16 protein-coding genes are annotated in these 19,607 nt (G+C 71.1%); 5 read left to right on the forward strand and 11 right to left on the reverse strand.

Annotated elements, in window-relative coordinates:
• Positions 1-4: 4 nt before the first annotated feature.
• The 4 genes from G5C51_RS06115 to G5C51_RS06130 form a co-directional block, all read right to left on the reverse strand.
• Positions 5-586 (reverse strand): nucleotide exchange factor GrpE, encoded by a 582-nt coding sequence (locus tag G5C51_RS06115; RefSeq protein WP_165232937.1) that lies wholly within the window; start codon positions 584-586, stop codon positions 5-7.
• Positions 583-1,731, reverse strand: a complete 1,149-nt coding sequence (locus tag G5C51_RS06120; protein ID WP_165232940.1) for a tetratricopeptide repeat protein — start codon at positions 1,729-1,731, stop codon at positions 583-585. The genes G5C51_RS06115 and G5C51_RS06120 overlap by 4 nt, the downstream gene beginning before the upstream one ends.
• Positions 1,732-1,752: 21 nt before the next feature.
• Complete coding sequence (locus G5C51_RS06125; protein WP_165232943.1) at positions 1,753-3,357, reverse strand: Hsp70 family protein; 1,605 nt, start codon at positions 3,355-3,357, stop codon at positions 1,753-1,755.
• A 102-nt stretch (positions 3,358-3,459) separates the two neighbouring features.
• Entirely contained in the window at positions 3,460-4,035 is a 576-nt protein-coding gene (locus G5C51_RS06130) for a TetR/AcrR family transcriptional regulator (RefSeq protein WP_165232946.1), read from the reverse strand.
• A 101-nt stretch (positions 4,036-4,136) separates the two neighbouring features.
• On the opposite strand from G5C51_RS06130, the gene G5C51_RS06135 reads away from it, so the two are divergent.
• From G5C51_RS06135 to G5C51_RS06145, 3 genes are all read left to right on the forward strand, one after another.
• Complete coding sequence (locus G5C51_RS06135; RefSeq protein WP_165232949.1) at positions 4,137-5,525, forward strand: MFS transporter; 1,389 nt, start codon at positions 4,137-4,139, stop codon at positions 5,523-5,525.
• A gap of 135 nt (positions 5,526-5,660) precedes the next feature.
• Positions 5,661-7,115, forward strand: coding sequence for an MFS transporter (locus G5C51_RS06140; RefSeq protein WP_165232952.1), 1,455 nt, complete (start codon positions 5,661-5,663; stop codon positions 7,113-7,115).
• Between the two features lie 161 nt (positions 7,116-7,276).
• Positions 7,277-8,140 (forward strand): polysaccharide deacetylase family protein, encoded by an 864-nt coding sequence (locus G5C51_RS06145; protein ID WP_165232955.1) that lies wholly within the window; start codon positions 7,277-7,279, stop codon positions 8,138-8,140.
• Positions 8,141-8,143: 3 nt separating this feature from the next.
• On the opposite strand, the gene G5C51_RS06150 is transcribed toward G5C51_RS06145, so the two are convergent.
• Positions 8,144-8,383: a hypothetical protein gene (locus G5C51_RS06150; RefSeq protein WP_165232958.1), complete on the reverse strand. Its 240-nt coding sequence runs from the start codon at positions 8,381-8,383 to the stop codon at positions 8,144-8,146.
• A 187-nt stretch (positions 8,384-8,570) separates the two neighbouring features.
• On the opposite strand from G5C51_RS06150, the gene qcrB reads away from it, so the two are divergent.
• Positions 8,571-10,235: a cytochrome bc1 complex cytochrome b subunit gene (qcrB, locus tag G5C51_RS06155; RefSeq protein WP_165232961.1), complete on the forward strand. Its 1,665-nt coding sequence runs from the start codon at positions 8,571-8,573 to the stop codon at positions 10,233-10,235.
• A gap of 53 nt (positions 10,236-10,288) precedes the next feature.
• Here qcrB and G5C51_RS06160 read toward each other — a convergent pair whose 3' ends face one another.
• The 6 genes from G5C51_RS06160 to G5C51_RS06185 all read right to left on the reverse strand — a co-directional run bounded on the left by G5C51_RS06160 (position 10,289) and on the right by G5C51_RS06185 (position 18,630).
• Positions 10,289-11,641 (reverse strand): SPFH domain-containing protein, encoded by a 1,353-nt coding sequence (locus G5C51_RS06160; RefSeq protein ID WP_165232964.1) that lies wholly within the window; start codon positions 11,639-11,641, stop codon positions 10,289-10,291.
• Entirely contained in the window at positions 11,638-13,272 is a 1,635-nt protein-coding gene (locus G5C51_RS06165; protein ID WP_165232967.1) for an SPFH domain-containing protein, read from the reverse strand. Before G5C51_RS06165 ends, G5C51_RS06160 begins: the two co-directional genes overlap by 4 nt.
• 126 nt (positions 13,273-13,398) lie before the next feature.
• Positions 13,399-14,721, reverse strand: coding sequence for a DUF2254 domain-containing protein (locus G5C51_RS06170; protein WP_165232970.1), 1,323 nt, complete (start codon positions 14,719-14,721; stop codon positions 13,399-13,401).
• A 23-nt stretch (positions 14,722-14,744) separates the two neighbouring features.
• Positions 14,745-15,959: an acyltransferase family protein gene (locus tag G5C51_RS06175; protein WP_165232973.1), complete on the reverse strand. Its 1,215-nt coding sequence runs from the start codon at positions 15,957-15,959 to the stop codon at positions 14,745-14,747.
• Positions 15,960-16,065: 106 nt separating this feature from the next.
• Entirely contained in the window at positions 16,066-17,544 is a 1,479-nt protein-coding gene (locus G5C51_RS06180; protein ID WP_420824786.1) for an amino acid permease, read from the reverse strand.
• A gap of 171 nt (positions 17,545-17,715) precedes the next feature.
• The gene (locus G5C51_RS06185) at positions 17,716-18,630 is read right to left on the reverse strand and encodes a LysR family transcriptional regulator (RefSeq protein ID WP_165232976.1); all 915 of its coding nucleotides are present in this window, start codon (positions 18,628-18,630) and stop codon (positions 17,716-17,718) included.
• 186 nt (positions 18,631-18,816) lie between these two features.
• On the opposite strand from G5C51_RS06185, the gene G5C51_RS06190 reads away from it, so the two are divergent.
• Complete coding sequence (locus G5C51_RS06190; protein WP_165232979.1) at positions 18,817-19,566, forward strand: TSUP family transporter; 750 nt, start codon at positions 18,817-18,819, stop codon at positions 19,564-19,566.
• The last annotated feature ends 41 nt before the right edge of the window (positions 19,567-19,607 follow it).

Consider the following 19,607-nt stretch of genomic DNA (forward strand, 5'->3'; position numbering starts at 1 on the left):
GGCCCTACTGCGCGGTGTAGACGCGGACCTGCTGGGGGCGGACGATGCGCTCGCCGATCCGGTAGCCGTGCCGGACCAGCTCGGCGACCTCGCCGTTCTGCTCAGGGGCGAGCGCGGCGAGCGCGCCCACGGCCTCCTGCACGGCGGGGTCGAACGGGCCCCGGGTCACGGGGATGCGCTGCATCCCGTACTTCTCCATGATCACGAGCAGCTCGGCGGCCACCGAGTCGGCGAACCCGTCCTCCTGGCCGGGGTGCCGGTCCACCCGGTCCAGGAGCAGGACGAGGTCGTAGAGCAGCGGCTGCAGGGTGCGGCCTTCGGCGTCCTTGCGGGCGTGGTCGAGTTCGCCGTGCAGCTCGTCCAGGCTGCGGCGGGCCTCGCGGTCGTTGAGCAGCCGGCGGCGGAACTGGTCGTTCAGCGTGGCCAGTTCCTCGCGCATGCCGTCCACGGCGTCGGCGACGATCCCGAACGGGTCGGGCCCCTGCTCCGGAGCGGGCGCGGGCGGCGGGACCGGCGCCGGCTCCGGATCGAGCGCCAGCCGGGGGTCCTGCTCGGGCGGCGTGGCGGATGCGGGCGAGGCGGTCATCGGACCCTCCCTTGGGGCAGCGGCGGCCTGGTGTGCACCGGCAGGTCGTTGTACGTGTGCCGCCACCGCGGCTTGATGCCCATGGCGACGGGCAGGCCGAAGAAGGCGAAGAGGGCCAGGGTGCTGAGCAGGTTGGGCAGCGTCAGCATGAGGACGAAGCACACCGCCATCACCCCGGCCATGCTCTTGCGCCAGCGCCAGGTCTTGGACTGCGCCGCGAGGGCGGTCGCGCGGTACCGGGTCAGCTTGCTGATCAGCTCGCCGTCCGCGACCCCCACCGCCAGGGCCTGGTCCACGCAGTGGATGACGTGCTTGGCGCTTTCGGCGGAAGGGATGACGAAGCGCTGGTGGAACGGGTGCAGGGTCATGGCACCCTCGGCCCGCAGCGCCCAGATGCGGCCCACCTGGTCCTTGACGACGGAGTCGTCGGGCCGGCCGATCAGGGCCTGCTCGTAGTTCTGCAGCGCCTCGTCGTAACGCTGGGCCAGATAGAGGCTGTTGGCGGCCCCGAGCCTGGCGTCGAAGTCGGCGGGAGCGAGCTCGACGGCCTTCAGCGCCCAGTCGGCTGCCGCCGAATGCTGGCCGGTCTGCGCGCACACCTGCGCGATGAGGGTGTGGGTGAGCGCGTCGCCCGGGTGCAGCGCGAGGGCCCGCTGCAGCTCCTGCAGCGCGTCGCCGTGCTGGCCCTGGTTGCTGTGGATGACGCCGAGCAGTCGCCAGGCGTCGGCGTCGCGGTCGTTGTGGTGGACCGCCTGCCGGAGCTCGTAGACGGCGCCCGCCTCGTCGTTCACCTCCAGCAGCGCACGGGCCTGGGCCACCCAGTCCCGACCGCTCTGGGTGGGCTCGGGACGGGGCGCGGCCTTCGGCGTCGCGGTCTTACGGGGCTGCTGCCGGGGCTGCTTGGCCTGCGCCAGCCGGCGGTCGTACGCGCCCCGCTTCGCCCGGTCGAGCAGCTCCTTGCGCGCCTCCCCGACCAGCGCCACCTTGTCCTCGGCCACCCGCCGCTTCGCGGCGTCGGGTGCCCGGCTGGCACGGCTGGACCAGGTGCGGAAGGCCGCGTCGAGCAGCCTGGGGAGCTGGTCCTGGGCGGCGGCGGGGTCGATCTCGAGTTCCGCGTAGTAGTCGGGCACGTCGTCGGTCGTCATGGTGAACGGCGCTCCCGGAGGCTAAAGGGTCGCCGCGCGGGCGACGCGATCGGTGGCCTCGGCCATCTCCTCCGCGCCCAGGTTGTCCGGCCGCTCGAGCTCGAACTCCCCGATCCACTTGCCGGTGGTGCCGTCCTTGAGCTCGACGTGGATGATGCCGTCCACGTCGTACGAGTAGGTGACCTCGAAGGGTGCGCCGGCCTTCGGGTACTGCGGGATGTCGAGGGTGCTCTCACCGACGACCTTGACGTAGTCCAGGTCCTCGTCGTGGCCCTCGGTGACCTGCACCCGCAGCCTCGACTGCATGTCGTCGAGGGTGTAGAAGGTCTCGCTCTTCTTGGCCGGGACCGACGTGTTGTGCGGAATGATCACGGAGTTGTACTGGTCGTTGCGGTTCGTCTCGCGGGTGGTGACCATGCCGAGCGACTGGGATGTGACGTCCTTGATGGACTTCACCTTGCCCTTGGTGAGCCGGGCCAGACCGTCGCCGGGCGCGGACTCGGTGCTCGCGCCGCTGCCCACGTACTTCTTCTTCTCCTCCGCGTCCTCCTTCCGCACCGCCGCGTCCAGCGCGACCAGCGCGGCGCCGAGGGCGACCACCTCGTCCTGGCTGATGCCGCGCTCCGGCTCCTTGTCCGAGAGCCGCTCGATCAGCGCCTGGACCATGGGCATCCGGGTGGAGCCGCCGACGAGCAGCACCTTGTCGATGCCGCTCCAGTCGAGCCGCGCCTCCTGCAGCACGCCCTCGGTGATGATGCGGGTGCGGTCCAGCAGCTCGGCCGAGATCTCCTCGAACTTCTCCCGGGTCACCCGGATCTGCTCGTGCTTGCCGCCGGCGGAGAGCATCACGACGGCCTGCGGGGCGTTGGAGAGGGTGCGCTTGGCGATTTCCGCCTTGTCGCGCAGCTCGGCCTGCAGCGCGCTGTCCTCGTTGAGATCGGGGCCGCCGGCGGCCATGAAGGCGTCGTTGAGGAAGTTCATCAGCGCGCCGTCCCAGTCGAAGCCGCCGAGATTGCGGTCGCCGTCGGTCGCGGTCACCTCGTAGTCGCCGTCCACGACGCGCATCACGGTGACGTCGAAGGTGCCGCCGCCCAGGTCGTAGACGAGCACCGTGCCGATCTCGGTGCCGCTCTCGCCGTCGGACTCGGCGATGCCGTAGGCGAGCGCGGCGGCGGTGGGCTCGTTGACGATCCGCAGCACCTCGAGGCCTGCCAGCTTGCCGGCGTCCTGGGTGGCCCGGCGGCGGACGTCGTCGAAGTACGCGGGCACGGTGATGACCGCCTGCTCGACCGGCTCGCCGAGCATCATCTCGGCGTCCTCCTTGAGCCGCTTGAGCAGCAGCCCGGAGATCTCCTCCGGCCGGTACGCGGTGCCGGACTCCGACTGGTACACCGGGTTGGTCTCGCCCATGTACCGCTTGACGAACTGCACCACGTCGTCGGGTGCGGTGACCGCCGACCGCTTCGCCTGCGATCCGACGACGACGGTCTCGCCCTGGAACATCACCACGGAAGGGGTGATGTTCTCGCCCTCGCGGTTGCGGACGATGGACGGGCTGCCCGACCTGTCGGCGACCGCCACCGCGGAGTACGTCGTACCCAGGTCGATACCCACCACGCGCGTCACTTGACTCCCCCTCACCTTCCGGCCGACAAGCTAATCAAACCAGCAACGGGCAGCACATGGCGCCAAGTTGATTCACAACCGGCCGAAAGGCGTCAAGCGAGCTCAGGCGGCCAGCACCGACAGCACCGACTTCACCGCGACCGGGCCCGCCTCCGCCTTCCGCAGCCGCCCGGCGGTCCGCTCCGCCGCCGCGCCGTGCAGGATGTAATGCACCACGCTGACCAGCCAGACCGTGGGCAGGTCGGTACGGAACGCGCCTTCCTCGCGGCCGCGTTCGATCAGCTCCTCGACGCGCTTCGCGGGGCCCTCGTGCAGCTCGCGCAGCCGTCCCGCCGGGAGCACGCCCTGGGCCGCGTCCAGCAGCGCCCCGGACTCGGCGACCAGCTCCCAGCTCGACTCCAGCAGCCGCTCCATGACGGTCCGCGCGTCCCCCTCCAGGTCGACGGCGGCGAGCGGCTCCTCCGCCGCCCGCAGGGCGTCGACCATCGCGGCCTCGACCAGCTCGGCGCGGGTGCGGAAGTGCCCGTAGAGCGTCATCCGGCCCACGCCCGCGGCCTTGGCGATGTCGTCGGTGGTGGCGTTCGGGTCGGCGGCGAGGCGGGCGCGGGCCGCGGCCAGGATGCGGGCGATGCTGCGCTCGGCGTCGGCGCGGCGGGCACGGGGGCGGGCGGTCGTCATGCCGCCCATCGTAACTCGCTATCTCGTACGGGAATGTACGAGCTATGCTCCCGGTTAGAACTCGTACATCTACGTACGAGATAAGGGGACGGGAGACTCCGATGTCGACGCAGTCACAGCACCAAGAAGGCCCCAAGCAGGCGGCCTTGAACCCTGCGCGCTGGCGCATTCTCGGCTTCCTCGGGATCGCCCAGCTCATGCTGATCCTCGACGTCACCGTCGTGGCCATCGCGCTGCCGCACATGGGCGCCGACCTCGGCATCGGCCGCGAGGCGCTGACCTGGACGGTGAGCGCGTACACCCTCACCTTCGGCGGCCTGATGCTGCTCGGCGGCCGGATCGTGGACCTGATCGGCGCCAAACGGGTCGTCCTGACCGGGCTGTTGCTCTTCACCGCGGCCTCGCTGGTGACCGGGCTCGCCGACTCGGCGGCGCTGCTGCTCGGCGGCCGGGTGGCACAGGGCGTCGGCGCGGCGCTGCTCTCACCCGCCGCGCTGTCGCTGGTGATCACGCTCTTCGACGGCGAGGAGCGCAACAAGGCGCTCGGCATCTGGTCCGCCCTCGGCGGCGGCGGCGCGGCGCTCGGCGTGCTGCTGGGCGGGGCACTCACCGCGGGTCCCGGCTGGCCGTGGGTGTTCTACGTCAACGTGCCCATCGGCCTGGTCATCGCGGCCGCCCTGACCAAGCTGCTCCCGAAGCAGCTCCCGCCGACGAACCGCCCGCGCCTCGACCTCCTGGGCGCGCTGCTGGTGACGGCCTCGTCCGCCGCCCTCATCTACGCGCTGATCGCCGCGGGCGAGGACGGCTGGCTCACCGCGACCACCGGGTGGCTGGTGCTCCTGTCCGTCGTCGGGTACACGCTCTTCGCGACCTGGCAGCGCAAGGCGCGGTCGCCGCTGATGGACGTGCGGCTGCTGGTCCGGCGGCCGGTGGCGACCGGCGCGTTCCTCATCCTCATCGCCACGGCGCTGCTGATCGCGATCTTCTTCCTGGGCACGTTCTACTTCCAGCACAGCGAGGATTACGGCGCGCTGCGCACCGGGCTGCTGTTCCTCCCGGTGGCGCTCGCCACCATGCTCGGCGCCAACCTGACCGGCCGCGTCCTGGGCCGCTTCGGCGGCCGCCCGCTCGCGGTGGCGGGGCTGCTGATCGCGGCGGCCGGGCTGGCCGCGCCGGCCTTCGAACTGCACCCGGCCACGGTGGTCGCGGGCGTGGCGCTGACCGGCGCCGGGACCGGCGTCATCTTCGTCGTCGCCTCGGCGACGGCGCTGGGCCAGGTCGCCCCGCACGAGTCGGGCATCGCGTCCGGCATCGTCTCCACCTTCCACGAGCTGGGCGCCTCGCTCGGCGCGCCGGTCGTCTCCAGCGTCGCGGCGGCGAGCCTGGTCGGCCCGACCCTGACCGGTTTCACCGACGGCTTCACGGTCGCGGCGATCGCCGCGGCGGTGGCGGCGGTCATCGCGGGGGTGCTGACGCCGGGCAAGCACTGACAGCACCCGTAACACCGGAGCCGGAGAGCGGGCATGCGCCGCTCTCCGGCTCTTGCATACCCCCCACCGGTATGTTACAAATCCCTTCCACAGATACCCCCTAGGGGTATCTGATCCAGAGAGGGGAACAACCTCATGTCATCCGTCGACCCCCGGCGCTGGTGGGCGCTACTCGTGCTCGCCACCGCCCAGTTCATGGTCATCATGGACACCTCGATCATCGGCGTCGCGCTGCCCGAGATGCAGCGCGACCTCGGCTTCTCGCAGGGCGACCTGCAGTGGGTCTTCAACGCGTACGTGATCGCCTTCGGCGGCCTGCTGCTGCTCGGCGGCCGGCTCTCCGATCTGCTCGGCGCCCGCCGGGTGTTCACCGCCGGCTGGGTGGTGCTGATCGCCGGCTCCGTCGTGGCCGCGGCGGCCACCACCGCCTGGGTGGAGGTACTCGGCCGCGCCGTGCAGGGCGTCGGCGGCGCGCTCATCGCACCCGCGGCGATGACCCTGCTGATGATCCTCTTCAGCCACGACCCGAAGGAGCTCGGCAAGGCCCTCGCCCTCTACGGCGCCGCCGCCCCCGCGGGCGGCACCGCCGGAGTCTTCCTCGGCGGCGTCTTCACCGAATGGCTGAGCTGGCCGTGGGTGTTCATCATCTACGTCCCGATCGGCGTCGCCACGCTCCTGGCCACCGGACTGCTGCCCGCGGTCACCGGCCGCCGCGGCGGCGTGGACATACTCGGCGCCACCGCCGTCACCGCAGGTCTGGCGCTCGCGGTCTTCGCGGTCGTCCGGGCACCCGAGACCGGCTGGGGCTCCGGCGCGACCGTGCTGCAACTCCTCGGCGCCGCCGCCCTGCTGGCCCTGTTCGTCGTACGCCAGCGCGCCGCCCGCACCCCGCTGATGCCGCTCGCCATCTGGCGCGCTCCCGGCCTGGCCCCGGCCAATGTGGCGATGACGCTGCTGGGCGCGGCCTGGATCCCGATGTGGTACTTCCTCAACCTCTACCTCCAGCAGGTCCTCGGCTACGGCTCCTTCGCCTCCGGCGCCGCGCTGCTGCCGATGACGGTGCTGCTGATGGTCTTCATGACGGCCATCACCGCCCGGCTGCTGGGCCGTTACGGCCCGAAGCGGCTGCTCGTCGGCGGCCTGCTGGTGCTCGCGGCCGGCCTGCTGTGGCTGTCCGCGGTGGAGCCCACCGGGACGTACGCCGTCGACGTGCTGCCGGCCTCGCTGGTGGCGGCGCTCGGCATGTCCCTCGCGTACATCCCGGGCCTGATGAGCGCGATGTCCGGCGCCCCGCCGGAGCAGGCGGGTCTCGCCTCGGGCATCGTCAACACCACCTACCAGGTCGGCTCCGCCCTCGGCCTCGCCGCCCTCACCGCCCTGGCCACCTCACAGGGCGCCGGCGAACTCGGCGACCTGCCCGCTCTGACCGACGGCTTCAGCGCCGCCTTCACCGGCGCCGCCGCGGTGGCCGCCGCGGGTGCGCTGCTCACCGCGATCTTCATGGACCGCGGCAAGCGCCCGGCCACACCCCAGGACGCCCCAGGCGACCTCGCCGAACAGCGCCCGCAGCCCGGGGAGGTGACCCGCTGAGCCCCGTCCCGTGCCGGGCCCGACCCGGCTGCCGCACTTGCCGGGCAGGGCCGTCGCAGGGAACTCCCCGCGGCGGCCCTCGCCCGTAGGAGACGGAATCGATCGGGCACCGGAGGCGCTTATCAGGGTGCTGCGGACCCGCCCCGAAAGGAAGCCTGATCATGGAGAACGAGCTCTACGACTACAGCCCGATCACCGAGCGGGAGCCGATCCGCTGGCCGGACGGCGCCCGTGTGGCGTTCTATGTCGGGCTGAACGTCGAGCACTTCAAGCTCGGCGTCCCCTCCACCAGCCTCAACGACGGCACCGCCCACCTCACCCCGGACGCGCTCAACCACGGCTGGCGGGACTACGGCCCGCGAGTCGGCTTCTGGCGCGTCATGGAGGCCCTCGACCGGCACGGGGTCCGCGCCAGCGTGCTGCTCAACTCCGATGTCGTGCACCACTACCCGCAGATCATCGAGGCGGGCAGGGCCCGCGACTGGGCCTGGCTGGCGCATGGGCAGACCAACTCCAAGCTGCAGGCCGACATGACCGAGGACGAGGAGCGGGCGTACCTCACCGAGGTCGTCACCACCATCGAGAAGGCCACCGGCCGCAGGCCCCGCGGCTGGATGGGCCCGGCGCTGACCGAGACCTTCAACACCCCGCGGCTGATCGCCGAGCTGGGCCTGGACTACGTGCTCGACTGGACGGCCGACGACCAGCCGTTCCCGCTGAATGTGCCCGGGGTGCTGAGCGTGCCGTACAGCCTGGAGCTCAACGACATCAGCCTCTTCACGATGAACCGGATGACCGGGCCGCAGTTCCTGCAGATGGTCAAGGACCAGTTCGACCAGCTCTACGCCGAATCGGCCGACAGCGGGCGGGTGATGGCGCTGGCGCTGCACCCGTTCGTCATCGGCCAGGCGTTCCGTACGAAGTACCTGGACCAGGCGCTGGAGTACATCGCCGGGCACGACGGCGTGTGGCTGACCACGAGCGACGAGATCGCCGAGCACTACCGCCGCAACACGGCCTCGTAACCGCTACTTGGGCTCCGGCGTCCGGTCCGCGTCGGGCGCCGGGGCCGGCGTCTTGCGCAGGAAGCTCCACGCCGTCGCGGCGCCGGCGGCGAGCAGCACCAGGGCCGCCCCGAAGGTCCCCGCCTCCGGCGAGGTCACCCACAGCAGCGCTATCACCGCGAGCACGGCGCACGTGGTGGCCAGCGCGCCCGCGAGCACCGCGGATACGGTCAGCGCTCTGTTCGGCCCGGCTTCGTCAGTCATGGTGGATCCCCCCTGACCACGCCCGGCGCGGCCTGTGTTGTTCCCCGTAATGAGAGCGAGGATGGTCAGTCCTCACGATTGCCCCGATCTTATCCGAGCGGCGGGTGCCGCAAACTCGATATGTGAGCTGCATCACATCAGTAGTCCAGCATGTCACAGACGGGCGCCCCCGGCCCGTCATGTCTGCATGAGCGACACGGCGCAGCGGCGTGGGAACGCCCCCGCAGGTGAGCGGGTGGCGGACTGGGCGGACGGACGGCTGGGGATCTACGGGATCGGGCGCAAGTACATGCGCAAGGTCTTTCCTGACCACTGGTCGTTCATGTTGGGCGAGATCTGCCTGTACAGCTTCATCGTCATCATCCTGACCGGCGTGTATCTGACCTTCTTCTTCCACCCGTCCATGAACGAGGTGGTGTACGACGGCAGTTACGCCCCGATGAACGGCGTGCGGATGTCCGAGGCGTACGCCTCCACCCTCGACATCAGCTTCGACGTGCGCGGCGGGCTGCTGGTGCGGCAGATCCACCACTGGGCCGCGCTGATCTTCCTCGCCGCGATGTTCGTGCACATGATGCGGCACTTCTTCACCGGCTCGTTCCGCAAGCCGCGCGAGATCAACTGGCTGATCGGCTTCAGCCTGCTGGCGCTGGGCCTCTTCGAGGGCCTCTTCGGCTACTCGCTCCCCGACGACCTGCTGTCCGGCACCGGGATGCGCTTCCTGGACGGCTCGCTGCTGGCGGTGCCGCTGGTCGGCACGTATCTGTCGATGTTCTTCTTCGGCGGCGAATTCCCCGGCCATGACATGATCCCGCGGATCTATTCGCTGCATGTGCTGCTGATCCCGGGCATCATGGTCGCCCTGGTCGTGGCGCATTTGATCTACGTCTTCTACCACAAGCACACCCAGTGGGCGGGGCCAGGACGGACCGAGCGGAACGTCGTCGGCGCGCCCTTCCTGCCGGTCTACATCGCCAAGGCGGGCGGCTTCTTCTTCCTGGTCTTCGGCGTCATCACGCTGATTTCGGCGGCCGTGGCCATCAACCCGGTCTGGGTGTACGGCCCGTACCGCGCGGATCAGGTCTCCACCGGGGCGCAGCCCGACTGGTATCTGCTCTTCGTCGAGGGCATGGTGCGGGTGATGCCGGGGTGGGATGTCACCGTCGGCGGGTACACCCTCGCGCTCGGGCTGCTGGTGCCGCTGATCGCCTTCCCGGTGTTCCTGGGCTTCATCGCCGTCTATCCGTTCCTGGAGTCCTGGATCACGGGCGACAAACGCGAGCACCACATCCTGGACCGGCCGCGCAACCGGCCCGTGCGCACGGCCATCGGCGCGGCCTGGATCAGCGCGTTCCTGATCCTGCTGGCCGGCGGCGGCAACGACATCGTGGCCACCAAGCTGCACCTGTCGATCAACCTCATCACCTGGGCGATCCGGATCGGGGTCTTCGTGGTGCCGCCGGTGGTGTTCGTGATCACCAAGCGGATCTGCCTGGGCCTGCAGCGCCGGGACCGCGAAAAGGTGCTGCACGGGCGCGAGTCGGGGGTCATCAAGCGGCTGCCGCACGGCGAGTTCGTCGAGCAGCACACCCCGCTGTCGCAGACCGAGCTGCACGCCCTGACCGCGCACGAGCAGCCGCGCCCGCTGGAGGCGCCGCCGGCGGAGGACGAGAACGGGGTCCCCGCACCCGTATCGCGGAAGGAACGGCTGCGCCTCCGGCTCTCCCGGGCCTTCTACGGGGCGGAGTCCCAGGTGCCGAAGCCGACGCCCGCGGAGTACAAGGCGCTGCACAACGGGCACGAGGGCGCGGCGCACGCCGAGGAGCGGGCGGTGCTGGAGCGGGAGCACTGAGCGCGCCGAGGGGCCGGGCGGATCTCCCGCCCGGCCCCTCGCTCGCACCCGTGTTACTCCTCGTCGAGCAGCTCCTCCGCCGCCCGCGAGGCCGCCCGCCCGGCCGCCGCGCCCAGCGCCTGGGCCGACCCGTTCGACGCCGCGGGCAGCTCCGTCATCCGCGGCAGCAGCTGCGCGGCGAGCAGCGTCGGCAGCGCCGAGGTGTCGCCGCCGGAGGCGTCCGTACGGACCACCACCGGCTGCGGCGCCCGCGTCGCCAGCTCGGCGCCGACGTCCAGCCGCCGCCGAGCGAGCTCGTACTGGAGCACCGCCCGGTTGTCGCGGTACGCCTGGGCGAGCCGGCGCTGCGCCTTCGCCTCGTTCTCCGCCGAGATCAGGCCGCTGCGGCCCCGGGTCTCGATCTCGAAGCGGACCTTCTGCGCCTCGGTCTCCTGCTCCTCCAGCAGCCGGGCGACCTCCTCGCGGGCCCGGTTCAGCGCCGCCTTGACCTCGACGAAGCGGGCGTCGCGGGCCTTCTTCGCGCGCTCGATGTCCATCTGCAGGTTGTCGATGCGGCGCTTGCGGGTGAGGCCCCACTCCTGCTCGTACGCGACCCGCTCCTTGGCGACCCGCTCACGGGTGGCCAGGTGCTGCTGGTACTGCATGGGCAGCTGCACGTCCGGGATGTTGGAGCCGGTGATGCGTACGCCGTAGCGGTCCAGCTGCCGGTTGAGCAGCTCCTGCATGTCGGCGACATCCGAGCCGCGCAGGTCGTACGCCCGCTCGGTGCGCACCTTGCGGGCGCGCTGCCGGATGGCGTCCTGGACGGCGCTGGAGAGCACCAGGTCGAAGTTGCCTGCGCCGATGGTGCGGACGAAGCGGACCGCGTCGGTGATCCGGAACTTCAGGAAGAACTCGATCGACCGCAGCGGCACGTTCTCCTGCGTCGGGCAGGCCATCACCGGCGCCGAATACGGGATTTCGGTGGCGACGTCGACCACGAAGTCGACCCGCGACCACGGGTGCCAGATGAAGTGCCGGCCGGCGTCGAGGGTGCGGGAGACGGCGCCGTACTTCGTCAGCACCCCGTTCGTGCCCTGCTCGATCTTGACGATCGACGAGCGCCACCACCACAGCACGCCGATCAGCAGCAGCAGGGCGCCGATCACATAGCCGAGGACGGACAGCGTGTCGTACGCGATGTCCGAGCCGCCGTCGGACTCCTTCAGCCCGGACATCACCCCGCTCGCCAGCGCGAGCACGCCGAGCCACAGCGGCAGCATCCACCACAGCCGGCGGCGGTGCCGCGGGATGATCACCGGGATCAGCATGCCCGCCTCGCCGCCGCGCAGCAGCTGCTGGATGTCGCTCCAGGGCGCGATCTTCTCCGAGATGACGGACCTGCGCATACGTCCTGCCGCGCTCATGCGCCGGCCTCCTCGTTCAGCTCGTCGCCCTCATCGCCTTCGTCGCCCGCCGTCTTCACCGGCACGGTGACCCGCTCCGCCTCGCGCAGCGTCTCGATCTCCGGCTGCCGTTCGGCGATCCGCTCGGCGACCTCGTTCAGCCGCGACCGCATGGTCTCCAGGTCGCCGGCGCTGAACAGCTCATCGCCGCGCTCGCCGACCAGCTCGCGGGCGATGGCCAGGAAGTCCACCCCGGCCTCCTCGCCGGCCCCGCCGGAGCCGCCGATCCGCACCATCCGCGGCAGGTGGTCGGCGATCTCCTCGAGGGTGTCCAGGATCTGCTGCTGGTAGCGGTATTCGAGGATCTCCGGCGCCTCGGCCGCGGTCATCGCGCGGATGTCCAGGGCCTGCGCGTCCAGCAGCGCCGCGTTCGCCTTCGCCTCCGACTCGGCCTGTACGTACCGCTGCCGGGCCAGCGCGTGCGCCCGGTTGGTCTCGCGCTCCACGGCGGTGTCCATCTGCGCCTGGTACTGGGCGATGTCGGCCTGGATGGAGGAGAGCGTCTCCTGGCGGGTGGCGAGCTCCTTGCTCAGGTCGCCCTCGTCCTGCTCCTTGCGGAGGTTGAGCGCGTATTCGTGGGTGTACGCCTCCTTCGCCATCCGCACCATCTCCGGGGCCGCGAGGTCCATGCGGTAGCCCTGGTCGGAGGGTTCGGCGGAGGTGATGTTGGCGTTGGTGAGCTCGACCGCGGGCCGGAACTGGGCGTTGAGCTGCTCCATCAGCCGGCCGGTGTCCTCGCCGACCATGTCGTAGATCCCGGCGGCTTCCTGCTCGTAGATCAGGGAGCGGATGGTCTCGCTGACCGCGTTGCTCAGCTTCTCCTCGAAGCCGCGGACCGCGCCCAGGGTGTAGACGAACTCCACCGGGTCGCTGATCCGGAACTGCAGGAACAGGTCGATGGAGGCCTTCACCCCGCCCTTCGTCGGCGCCTCGCGCACGGGCGCGTTGAAGGGGTATTCGCGGGTGGTGTTGATGATGTACGAGACCCGCTTGAAGGGGTTGATGAGGATGACCCGGCCGGGCTCCTTCACCTGCTCCAGCTTGCCGAAGCGGGTGATCAGCGCGTGGCAGCCGTCCGGCACCATCACCATGCCCTGCCGCCACCACACGAAGCAGACGGCGAGCACCGCGAGCACCCAGTAGTGGATGCCGAAGAGCGGGTTGGTGAGCACGTCGCCGCCGGCCGCGGACACCGCGATGGTGCCGGCCACGCCGATCACGAGCAGCAACGACACCGGCAGCATGCTCAGGAAGGAGCGGCCCTTCGGCATCACCATCGGGCAGATGGCGTGCACCTTCTTGCCGTCCTCGCGGACCTGCTCGCTGCGGTTGAGCGCCTCGCCGGCCTCGTCGAGGGGCACCGACTTCTGCACCATGACCGTGTCGGTGCTGCCGCCCTGCTCGCGGGCGGCCGGGAAATCGGCCGGGTCGATGCCGCCTTCCTGCAGCACCTCGCGGCCCCGCTCGACCTGGCCGCCGAAGGCTTCCGCGGTCTGCTCGCGCAGCTGCTGCTGCGCCACCTCCCGCGGATTCGCTCCGCCGGCCACCGCGCGTGCGGCATTGCGTACGTTCTGCGCTCTGGATCGCGCCATCTCACTCCCCCGGGGTCGTGCCGTATCTCGGAATGCACAGCATTCAAGCAGTCACGAACCCGGCAGTCTGCGACCGCACCCGGCAGTACCCGTCCGGGGAGATTGCCGGGTGCGGGCAGCGGCGGGCTAGCCGATGCCCTGCCGGTCCGGCGTGAGCGCGTAGGCGCGTTGGTCCGTTGCCGGCACCGCCCGGGACACCGCCTCCTCCAGCAGGGCCCGGTGCCGTACCAGCGGCGCCCGGCGCGGCGGCGGCACGGCCGCCTCCAGGTCGGCGAGCAGCGCCGCCAGCCGCCGGGTGACCTGCACAGACCCGGCCCCGTAGGCGCGGATCTCGGTCAGCGCCATGTCGACCAGCTCCGCCCACGACGGCTCGGTCTCCACCAGCCGCACCCGCCCGTCCCGGTCCCGGTGCCAGGCCCGGCCGAGCGGCTGGTCGGCGAACGCGGCCAGCACCACCTGGATGCGGTCCAGCGCCTGGGTGGCGGTGGTCGGGTCGTTGACGCCGGGCGACAGCGCCCGCGCGGCGATGTCGGCGAGCTGGCGCAGGCCGAAGGCGAGGTCCTGGTCCGGGGTGCGTTCGCCGCCGATGTCGAGGGTCTTGTGCACGGCGGCGGACGGCGGCAGCCGGCCCCCGTGCGCCTCGAAGAGCGGGGTGCCGGGCGCCAGGAAGTCGCCGATCCGCGGGATGAGGCGCAGCACGGTGCCGTGCCGGGCGGCGAGCGGGATCAGCGCGTGCACGCGGATGGACTGGAGCACGCCGGGTGGTCCGGCATAGCTGAGCACGCCGGCCTTGGCGGGGAGGTCGCCTTCGGTCTCCTGGTCGTACGAGCCCGACGACCGGGCCAGCCGCAGCGTCTCCGCGGTGACCCGGTCCATCACATGCGTCGGCCGCATCATCGCGATGGTGGTGTGCACGTACACGACGAACAGCATCAGGCTGCCGACCACCAGGAACATCGCCAGCGACGCCCCGACGTACGGCACCACGGCCTGCTCGGGGTCGTCCGTCTTCGCGTACTCCTTCTGCAGCCGCAGCGTGTACAGGAACGTGCACAGGAAGACGGCCAGGGTCGTCTTGGTGACCCAGCTCTCGACGTAGATCCGCAGCACCCGCGGGGTGAGCTGCCCCGCCGCCATCTGCAGCGCCACCAGGGTGATGGAGAAGACGACGCCCAGGAAGGTGAGCATCGCCGAGCTCATGGTGGCGAGCGCCGCCTTCGCCGACTCGCCGAGGTCCTCCGCGAGCCGGAAGACGAGCAGCTCGTCGATCCGGACGGAGCCGAGCCGGTCGTTGAGGTCGTGGATCCACTCGTCGGTCCAGACGGCCCCGGTGGCGAGCAGATAGCCGCTCAGGATGCCGAGGAACGGCACGATCAGGAACGAGGAGCGCAGCCGCCGCCGCAGCCGGTGCATCAGCACGCGCCGGCGGCGGTGGCTTGAGGGGCCCATGGCGCCAACGTATGCGGGCGGCACTACCCCCGCATGCCGAAGAGGAAGCGCAGCGGCGGCAGCCGGCGCACCAGCAGCTCGTACACGGCGAGGGTGAGGGCGAAGGCGATGGCGACCAGCGCGGCGTACTCGAGCGGGAGCGGGAGGGGCGTGGCGATGAGGAAGTACGCGACGGCGACGACCACCGGCTGGTGGAGGATGTAGATCGGGAGGACGGCGGGGGCGAGATAGCCGTAGAGGCGGCCGGGCTTCGGCGGTGTCTGTGCCAGGGACCCGGCCGCGCGGCGCCGCTGCCGGCGGCGGTCGAGGAGGCCCACGAGGGCGAGCACCAGGCACCATCCGGCCGCCCCGAACAGCGCCCGCGCGCTGATGGCCAGGGCCGACATGTCCGTGAACGGCTCGTCCGCCATCGCGACTCCGGGCGCGCACGCCAGGAAGAACCCCGCCCCGAGCCACCCGGCGAGCGCGGCATCCCGCCGCAGCACCGTCCACCACCGGTCGTCCGCCGTGAGCCAGCAGCCGGCGGCGAAGAACATCAGGTACGTCCAGCGGTGCCAGCCCGCGTAGTTCTCCTCCATCCGCGCGAAGGCGAGGATCACCGCGAACGCCAGGGCGGGCAGCAGCACCAGCCCGCGCCACCGCAGCGCCGCCGGCACCACCCGGTCGCTCACGCGGCGGACCGGCGCGTGCGGCAGCCACCGGTAGAGCGGCGCCAGCAGCAGCGAGAAGGCCACCAGCAGCACCACGAACCACAGGTGCCCGGTCTCGAAGTGCTCGCCCTGCACCAGGAAGGGGAGTTCGGAGAGATCGAGGTGCACGTCGTAGAAGCGCCGCAGGAAGGCCGCGTACGACTCGTGATACCTCGCGTCGTACGACCGCTCCCGCAGCCACTGCGGCAGCGGATTCAGCACGACGGTCGCGAAGACCAGCGGGACGCCGAGCCGCAGCAGCCGCTCCTTGACGAAGCCGCCCGCGCCGCGGCGGCGCAGCGAGATCCAGGAGCCGAAGCCGGAGATGAAGAACAGCGCGGGCATCGCCCAGACGACGGCGAAGCCCGCGACGATCATGATGGCCCCGGTCGTCTCCGGGCTCTTGACGTAATAGTCGTCGTCGGAGGCGTAGACGAGCGCGGAGTGGAAGAAGATCAGCCCCAGCACGACCAGCATGCGGACGGCGTCCAGCTCCGGCCGCCGCTCGGGTAACTCCGCCGCCCGTAACGCCTCGGTGCGCACCGCCATGACATGGCCCCCCGTCCCTCGCCCACCCGCCCGGGCACAGTGTGCTGCGGGCAGAGGCCGAGGTACAGGGGGCCGGGGGCCTGGGGGCGGAGCCCCCGGAATCCCTCTAGCGTTCGCTCTCGGCGGAGCCGGAGCGTTCGGCGGCGATGCGGTTGACCCGGCCCCGTACCCCGAACCACCCGATGACCAGCGCAATGGCGATGACCGGCGCCAGCATCACGGTCTGCTGTCCGACGCCCTCGTCGTCGAAGGCCATCAGGACCAGCACCAGCAGCAGGAAGCCGATCGTCGCGATGTCCGTCACCGGGGTGCCCGGGAGGCGGAAGCGCGGGCGCTCGATGACGCCCTCCTTGGTCTTCTTCACGAAGGCCATGTGGCAGATCATGATCGTCGTCCAGGTGCTGATGATGCCGAGCGCCGCGATGTTGATCACGATCTCGAAGGCCTGGGCGGGCATGAGGTAGTTCAGGCCGACGCCGAGCACGCAGACCGCGGAGGTCAGGACGATGCCGCCGTACGGGACCTGGCCCTTGTTCATGCGGGCGGTGAACTTGGGGGCGGTGCCCGCCATGGCCATCGAGCGGAGGATGCGGCCGGTCGAATAGAGGCCGGAGTTCAGCGACGACATGGCGGCGGTGAGGACGACGAGGTTCATGACGTCGCCTGCGGCGGGGACGCCGACGTTCGACAGCACCGTCACGAAGGGGCTCTCGCCGGCCTTGTAGTCGTTCCACGGCATCAGCAGCGCGAGCAGCACCACCGAGCCGACGTAGAAGACGCCGACGCGCCACATGATCGAGTTCACCGCGCGCGGGACGACCTTCTGCGGGTCGCTGGTCTCGCCGGCGGTCACGCCGACCATCTCCACGGCGGAGTACGCGAAGACCACGCCTTGCAGCACGATGACGACCGGCAGCAGTCCGGTCGGGAACAGCCCGCCGTGGTCGGATATGACGCTCAGCCCCGGTGAGCCGCCGTCGACCTTGTGCTGGGTGGCCAGCAGGAAGATGCCGATGAGCATGAAGGCCACCAGCGCCGCGACCTTGATGATCGCGAACCAGAATTCCATCTCGCCGAAATACTTCACCGAGATCAGGTTCACCGCGAGCACGACCGCGAGGGCGACCAGCGCCATCACCCACTGGGGGATGTCGGTGAACATGCTCCAGTAGTGCGTATAGAGCGCAATGGCCGTGATATCCGCGATGCCGGTCGTCGACCAGTTCACGACGTACATCCAGCCGGCGACGTACGCGCCCTTCTCGCCGAGGAACTCCCGCGCGTACGAGACGAAGGACCCGGACGACGGCCGGTGCACCACCATCTCGCCGAGCGCGCGCACGACGAAGAAGGCGAAGAGACCGCAGACCGCGTACGCGATCGCGAGGGCCGGGCCCGCCGAGGCGAGCCGGCCGCCGGCGCCGAGGAACAGGCCGGTGCCGATCGCGCCGCCGATGGCGATCATGTTGATGTGCCGGCTCTTCAGGGACTTGCTGTAACCGGCGTCACCCGCGTCCACCGGCGCAGCCGCGGCGCCGGAGTCCGACGGCGCGGAAGCACCGGTCCTGAGGTCTTGCGTATGCACGGCTCGGTCTCGCTTTCGGCAGGTGGGGGGTGCCAGTTCGTGCGTCTGCCCAAGAATCCGTGCACAAGACACGTATTCAGCGGACGGGACACCTTCACCTGCGTGGCCGCTTTCGGTCTATATGCGAGATCACACGAGAGGTGTGCCACTTTCGGGTGTGGAACCCGCAGGTCAGGTCACTGACGGCGGGGCCGGGAAGACCCTGCCGCAGCTCTCCTCCACGGTCCCGGCGAAGGCGCGGGCCGGCGGTGAGAGCGCGTCCCAGCTGCGTACGGCCCAGCCGGTCCAGAGGGCGGGCAGCTCGGGTACGGGGATCAGCCGCAGCCGCGGGTGGGCGGGGCCGTGCCAGCCCGGCAGGTCGGGGACGATCGCGTGGCCGAGGCCGAGCTCGGCGAGCAGGATCGCGGTGTCCCAGTCGGCGACGCTCGTGTCGGAGGTCGGTTCGATGCCGGCGGTGGCGAGGTAGCTGTGCAAGCGGGAGCGGGAGGTGGCGTTCTCGGGCAGCCCGACCAGGCGGATGTCCGCCAGGTCGGCGATGTCGATACGGGCCTTGCCGGCCAGCGGGTCGTCGGCGGCGACCGCGAGCACCCACGGCAGCTCGACGACCGGCCGCTGCTCGATGCCGCGCACCGGCTCGCCGAGCGTGATCCACGCCAGGTCGAGGCCGCCGGCGAGCAGCGCCTCGAAGCAGCTGCGGCTGGAGTAGGCGGTCCGGAACTCCAGGCTGACCTTCGGGTGCCGCTCCCGGAAGGCGACGACGGCGTCGGACATGAAGTGCCGGACGGTGGTCGCCCCGGTGGTGACCCGTACCGAGCCGCCCTCGCCGTCCGCCAGCTCCTTGAGCCGCCGCAGCGCCTGGTCGATGTCGCCGAGTCCGCCGGCCGCGGCGGCGTGCAGCAGCTGCCCGGCGCCGGTCGGCACCACCCCGCGCGGATGCCGCTCGAGCAGCGCCGTCCCGGTCTCCCGCTCGAGCCGCTTGATGTGCTGGCTGACGGCGGACTGCGTACAGGACAGCTCGCGGGCCACGGCGCTGAGGCTGCCGCCGCGGCAGACGGCGATGAAGACGCGGAGGTCGTCGAGGGTCATGGAGGGTGAAGCTACAGCTTGGAGGTCGGCAAGAAAACCCGAGGATTGACTGGGGCGTTGGCGAGGCGGGACGATCTTCCCGGGCCCGGGGCGGCAACCCGGCGGGCGCCCGCGCAACCGATCCGGACGGTGTGCGGCCGCGCCCGCGGGGTGCCGACCCCACCCCGCTACCGTGAAAGGCTCCCCGTGCAAGCACTCGAGACCGCCGCCCTGGCCGCGGCGGCCGTCGCGGCCGGCGGCATCAACGCCGTCGTCGGCTCCGGCACCCTGATCACCTTCCCCACCCTGCTCGCCTTCGGCGTCCCGCCGGTACTGGCCAACGTCTCCAACACCATCGGCCTGGTGCCGGGCGTCCTCACCGCCGCGTACGGCTACCGCCGCGAGCTCGCCGGACAGCGGGCCCGGGTGCTGCGCTTCGGCGCCGCGTCGCTGCTCGGCGGGATCGCGGGCGCGGTGCTGCTGCTGACGCTGCCGTCGCGCGCCTTCGAAGCAGCCGTGCCGGTGCTGATCCTGACCGCCTGCGCCCTCGTCCTGCTCCAGCCGCGGCTGAGCAGGTGGCTGGCGGCGCGGCAGTCGGGCGGCGGGGGCGGCGGGCTCCCGCTATGGGCCGGAGTCCTCGGCACCGGCGTCTACGGCGGCTACTTCGGCGCGGCCCAAGGCGTGCTGCTGATGGGCCTCTTCGGCACCTTCCTGCCGGACGACCTCCGCCGCCTGAACGCCCTGAAAACCGTCCTGGCCGCCCTCGTGAACGGCGTAGCGGCCGCCTTCTTCATCGTCCTGACGGAGATCGACTGGTCAGCGGTGGCCATCATCGCCGCCGGCTCCACGATCGGCGGCTTCCTGGGCGCCAAGATCGGCCGTCGGCTCTCGCCCGCGGCACTGCGGGGCGTGATTGTGGCGGTGGGGGTCACAGCATCGGTGGCGGTGGCGGTATGACGCCCGCCCGCATGGCATCCGCCCACCAATTGCTCCACGAC

This window comes from Streptomyces coryli, assembly GCF_011044975.1.
Classification (GTDB): Bacteria; Actinomycetota; Actinomycetes; order Streptomycetales; family Streptomycetaceae; genus Streptomyces; species Streptomyces coryli.